This is a genomic window from Polaromonas sp. P1_E1_2, assembly GCF_056406035.1.
Window position 1 is genome coordinate 1 of sequence record NZ_JBFUAZ010000278.1, and the last position, 5,242, is coordinate 5,242.

5 protein-coding genes are annotated in these 5,242 nt (G+C 65.1%); 3 read left to right on the forward strand and 2 right to left on the reverse strand.

Going from position 1 to position 5,242, the window contains the following annotated elements; genetic code table 11:
• Positions 1-161 precede the first annotated feature (161 nt).
• The 3 genes from nadC (at position 162) to pabB (ending at position 3,978) form a co-directional block, all read left to right on the forward strand.
• A complete protein-coding gene (gene nadC / locus AC1D1P_RS13555) occupies positions 162-1,040 on the forward strand; it encodes a carboxylating nicotinate-nucleotide diphosphorylase (RefSeq protein WP_477673341.1) in 879 nt (292 codons plus the stop codon).
• A complete protein-coding gene (nadA, locus tag AC1D1P_RS13560; protein ID WP_477673342.1) occupies positions 1,037-2,152 on the forward strand; it encodes a quinolinate synthase NadA in 1,116 nt (371 codons plus the stop codon). Before nadC ends, nadA begins: the two co-directional genes overlap by 4 nt.
• Positions 2,153-2,226: 74 nt before the next feature.
• Positions 2,227-3,978 (forward strand): aminodeoxychorismate synthase component I, encoded by a 1,752-nt coding sequence (pabB, locus tag AC1D1P_RS13565; RefSeq protein WP_477673343.1) that lies wholly within the window; start codon positions 2,227-2,229, stop codon positions 3,976-3,978.
• Positions 3,979-3,998: 20 nt separating this feature from the next.
• Here pabB and AC1D1P_RS13570 read toward each other — a convergent pair whose 3' ends face one another.
• Together AC1D1P_RS13570 and AC1D1P_RS13575 are read right to left on the reverse strand one after the other, a co-directional pair.
• Positions 3,999-4,358, reverse strand: coding sequence for a 5-carboxymethyl-2-hydroxymuconate Delta-isomerase (locus tag AC1D1P_RS13570; protein ID WP_477669789.1), 360 nt, complete (start codon positions 4,356-4,358; stop codon positions 3,999-4,001).
• A 53-nt stretch (positions 4,359-4,411) separates the two neighbouring features.
• On the reverse strand, positions 4,412-5,242 hold an 831-nt coding region (locus AC1D1P_RS13575; RefSeq protein ID WP_477673344.1), incomplete at its 5' end, for an FAD-binding protein.

Genomic DNA, 5,242 nt, shown 5'->3' on the forward strand with positions numbered 1-5,242 from the left:
GGTGTGTGGAGGGTGTACTCAGGCAAAAGGAAAACGCCGGGGTGGGCGAAAGGGGGCCGGCGGCGGGCAGCGGCAGGTGGCGCTGTAACATTCGCGGCAGTTTTGAGGTCTACTCAATAGTTTAGTGCAGGGTACTGCGCGGTTTCTTTCTTAGATTACTTATGAAAAAGTCATTTGATTTCACGACTGAAGCGCTGGGCGCCCTGGCCCGGGCGGATGCGGCACGCGCGCTGGCCGAGGACATCGGCAGCGGCGACCTGACCGCCGCACTAATTGACCCGGCCCGCCAGGCACGGGCGCAGGTGGTGGCGCGTGAAAGCGCGGTGGTGTGTGGCAGCGCCTGGGTTGAGGCGACGATGCTGCAACTGGACCCACAGGCCCAACTGATCTGGCACGTCAAGGACGGCGAGCGCTGCGAAGCCGGCCAGGTGGTGTTTGAGGTGCGCGGGCTGGCCCGTGCCCTGCTGTCGGCTGAACGCACAGCCCTCAATTTTTTACAGCTGTTAAGCGCCGTTGCGAGTAAAACGGCTGTTTATGTTGACATCGTGAAAGGCACGCGGGCCGCTATCGTGGACACGCGCAAAACTCTTCCCGGCCTGCGGCTGGCGCAGAAGTACGCGGTTGCCGCGGGCGGCGGAACCAACCACCGGGTGGGTTTGTACGACGCCGTGCTCATCAAGGAAAACCACATCGCGGCCGCGGGCGGCATTGCGCAGGTGCTGGCACGCGCCGCTGATGTCGCCGCGCAGGCCGATTTTGTGGAGATTGAGGTCGAGAACCTGGACGAGCTGGCGCAGGCGCTGAATGCCGGTGCGCGCATGGTGCTGCTCGACAACATGAGCCTGCCCGACCTGAAAGAAGCCGTGCGCATCAACAACGGGCGAGCGATTCTGGAAATTTCGGGCGGTGTCACCCTGGAGGGCCTGCGCACCCTGGCCGAAACCGGTGTAGACCGGATTTCCATCGGCACCCTGACCAAGGATGTGCGGGCGATTGATTTTTCCATGCGCTTTGACGCCGAGAGCACGGTGGCGGCATGAGCGTGGTTTTGCCCGTCATCCGTGTGGACTACGAGCAGCCCGAGGGCGCGGCTTGCAGCACGCACCAGGCTTGGGCCCGTGTGCCGGCCGAGCCCACGCAGGCCGAGCGCACCGTGCTGAAGGCCCGCATCCGCGAACTGCTCAAGGCCCGCAACGCCGTCATGGTATCGCACTACTACGTACACCCCGACCTGCAGGACCTGGCCGAAGAAACCGGCGGCCTGGTGTCGGACTCGCTGGAGATGGCGCGCTTTGGTCGTGACCATGCGGCACAGACGCTGGTGGTATCGGGTGTGCGCTTTATGGGCGAGACGGCGAAAATACTTTCACCTGAAAAACGCGTGCTGATGCCTGACCCCGACGCGACCTGTTCGCTTGATTTGGGCTGCCCGGTGGATGAATTCAGCGCGTTTTGCGATGCCCACCCGGACCGCGCGGTGGTGGTGTATGCCAACACCAGTGCCGCTGTGAAGGCGCGGGCAGACTGGGTGGTGACATCCAGCTGCGCGCTCGACATCGTGCGTGCGCTCAAAGACCAGGGCCAGAAAATCCTCTGGGCACCCGACCGGCACTTGGGCAGCTACATCCAGCGCGAAACCGGTGCCGACATGGTGTTCTGGAATGGCGCCTGCATCGTGCACGACGAATTCAAGGCCTTTGAACTGCAGGCCCTGAAAAAAGAGCACCCCGGCGCAAAAGTGCTGGTGCACCCCGAGTCCCCTGCGGATGTGGTGGCGCTGGCCGATGCGGTGGGCTCAACTTCGGGAATTTTGAAGGCGGCGCATGAGATGGACGCGCGCGAATTCATTGTGGCGACCGACAACGGCATGCTGCACAAGCTGCGCACGCTTAACCCCGGCAAAGTGTTTATTGAAGCCCCCACCGCCGGCAACAGCGCTACCTGCAAAAGCTGCGCGCACTGCCCGTGGATGGCCATGAACGGCCTGGCCGGGCTGGCCCATGTGCTGGAAACCGGTGCGCATGAAGTGACGATAGACCCCGCGCTGGGCCTGCGTGCCCGGTTGCCGATAGACCGCATGCTGGCTTTCACCGCCGCCCTGAAAAACGGCCAGCCCACCGCAGGCCTGGTGCCGCATATCGGTGCGGCCTGACGCCGGGTTCCGGCACCTAGATGCTACTGTTTTGATAGCTGCTTGCGCCCGCCAGGTATGCGTTAGAGGCCTGAATGACCCCTATTGCCGCATGCATTGATTTTTCAGACCCGCATGACAATACAGCGCCGCGCCTGCGCCGTGCCTTTGGTGCGCCGCGTGCGGTGCTGGTGGCGCGCACGCTCGATGAAGTATGGACGGTGCTGGATGCCGTGCAGGCCGCTGCCGCACAGGGCGCCTGGTGTGTGGGTTACCTGCGCTATGAAGCCGCACCGGCTTTTGATGCCGCGCTGGCTGTGCACGATGCGGATGGGCCGCTGGCCTGGTTTGCGGTGCACGACGAAGCCTTGCCCTGGCCGCGAACCGTACCAGGTGCCGATGTGCAGGTGCAGTGGCAGCCGGGGCTGGATCGCCCGGCTTTTGACGAGGCGCTCGGCTCGTTGCATCGGGCGATTGCCAACGGCGCGTACTACCAGGTTAACTTCACGGCCCAGATGACCGGCCGGTTGCTGYCGGGCCAGGAAGCCGCACCGGCCCACGCCCTGTTTGGCGCCCTGCAGCGCGCGCAGCCCGGTGGTTACGCGGCCTTTCTGGATACTGGTGATGAGCAGTTTTTGTCGGTGTCGCCCGAGCTGTTTTTTGATTGGCGCGGCGGCCAGCTTCTGACCCGGCCGATGAAGGGTACGGCGCCGCGCGGCACGACGCCCGAAAGCGATGCGGCCCAGGCCGAAACGCTGCGCGCCTCAGTCAAGGAGCGTGCCGAGAACGTGATGATCGTGGACCTGCTGCGCAATGACCTGTCGCGCATCGCCGAACCCTTCAGCGTACGCGTTCCGCGCCTGTTTCACACCGAGGCGCTGCCTGCGGTATGGCAGATGACCTCCGACGTCGAGGCGCGCACGCGGCCCGGCTGTAGCCTGGCCGAGGTGTTCGCTGCGCTGTTCCCCTGCGGGTCCATCACCGGCGCACCGAAGGTACGGGCCATGCAAGCGATTCGTGAGCTGGAAGCCGGGCCGCGCGGTGTGTATTGCGGGGCCATCGGCGTGGTGCAGCCCGGCGGCGCGGCGACTTTCAACGTGCCGATCCGCACCGTCAGCCTGCGCGGCGCCCAGGCCCGCTGCGGCATCGGAAGCGGCATCACCTCGGGCTCCGTGGCTGAAGGAGAATGGCAGGAGTGGCGCCACAAGCAGGCTTTCCTGGAGCGCGCCAGCTTGCCCTTCGACATTCTGGAAACCCTGGCGCTGGAGGTGGGCCAGTTACGCCACAGGGATGTGCACCTGGCGCGCATGRCCGCTTCTGCTGCCCACTTTGGCCACCGATGGGATGCGACGCAAGCCCATGCGTGCCTGCAGGCCTTGGCCGAGGCGCACCCGCAGGGCCTCTGGCGCGTGCGGCTACTGCTCGGTGCCAGTGGAAATTTCACTGGCCAGGCTTATGCCATGGAGCCGTCGCCGCCCCAGGTGCGCCTGCAACTGGCCCGCCGCCCGCTGGAGGTGGCTCACGGCGAATTTGTGCGCTTTAAAACAACACGCCGCGCGCATTACGACGCCTTCACGCCCGCAGCACCTGACGTGTTTGACAGCGTGCTTTGGAATGCTGAGGGCGAGATCACCGAATGCACACGCGGCAACATCGCGATGCGGGTGGCGGGCCGCTGGGTCACGCCGCCGCTGGCCTGCGGGCTGCTGCCGGGCGTGGGGCGCGCGCTGGCCTTGCAGGAAGGCCGACTCAGCGAAGCTGTCGTGCGGATCGACGCCTTGGCAACGGTGGAGGCCTGGGCTTTTGTGAACAGCCTCAGGGGCTGGATAGGCGCGACCCTTGTCTGAGCCCGGCTCGTATAAAACCGTTAAAGCTTTTCCTTGACGTAGGAAGCGCGGTCCATGTCCACCATCTCCACGCTCAGCTGCACCATCACGCCCGCTGGCCGCGGGGTCAGGCGGCGCAGCACGTCAGCGATGCGCGCGCCCAGGTCCTTCTTGGCTTCCGGCGTGCGGCCCGACAGCAATCGTAGCTGGGCATGAACAAAAGCGCGTGAGGCCGGTGCCGTGCCGATTTCAAAATCGTCCAGCGCGACCAGCCGGGTCTTCAGGTCGGATTCATCCTGTATTTCAGGGCTGCCGGCGACGGCCTGGTTCAGCGCCTGAAGCGCTTCGGCCCTGGGAAAGCCGGCCAGGTTGCTGGAGTATTCAACGATCAGGTGAGGCATGTGGGTTCTGAATAAAAAGTGGCAAGAAACGGATAAAGAGGATTCGGGAAAGATTAACTTCCGGGCGGTACCAGCACGGTAGGAATGGCCTGTTCAGCGGTGCCTGGGAAGTCGCGGCTGAAATGCAGGCCGCGGCTTTCGTGCCGGCCGTGCGCCGAGCGGACGATCAGATCCGCCACCTGCACCAGGTTGCGCAGCTCCAGCAAGTCGCGTGTGACGCGAAAGTTGGCATAGAACTCCTGGATCTCCGCGTTGAGCAGGGCGATGCGGTGCGCCGCACGCTCGAGCCGCTTGGTGGTGCGCACGATGCCCACGTAGTTCCACATGAAGCGGCGCAGCTCGTCCCAGTTGTGCGAGATCACCACGGCCTCGTCGGCATCGGTGACCTGGCTTTCGTCCCAGGCGGGCAGGGCGGGGACTTCGGCGGGTGCCAGGGATTCGATGGCGTGGGCCGTGGCGCGCGCCAGCACCACGCACTCCACCAGTGAATTGCTCGCCAGGCGATTGGCGCCGTGCAGGCCGGTGCAGGCGGTTTCGCCAACCGCATAGAGGCCCGCCACATCGGTGCGTCCGGCCAGGTCGGTCACCACGCCGCCGCAGGTGTAGTGCGCGGCCGGCACCACCGGGATGGGCTGGCGCGTGATGTCGATGCCGAGCTCAAGGCAGCGCTTGAGGATGTTGGGGAAGTGCTCCTGCAAAAAGGCCGGGCTCTGGTGCGAGATGTCCAGGTAGACACAGTCGAGGCCGTGCTTTTTCATTTCAAAGTCGATGGCGCGCGCCACCACGTCGCGCGGTGCGAGTTCGGCACGCGCATCGTGCGCGGGCATGAAACGCCCCCCGCCGGCTGAGGGCGGCAGCAGCAGCTTGCCGCCTTCGCCGCGCAC

Bases quoted from the DNA above. Each gene is read 5' to 3' on its own strand.
- nadC (WP_477673341.1), top strand. From the start codon at position 162: ATGAAAAAGTCATTTGATTTCACGACTGAAGCGCTGGGCGCCCTGGCC.
- nadA (WP_477673342.1), top strand. From the start codon at position 1,037: ATGAGCGTGGTTTTGCCCGTCATCCGTGTGGACTACGAGCAGCCCGAG.
- AC1D1P_RS13570 (WP_477669789.1), bottom strand. From the start codon at position 4,358: ATGCCTCACCTGATCGTTGAATACTCCAGCAACCTGGCCGGCTTTCCC.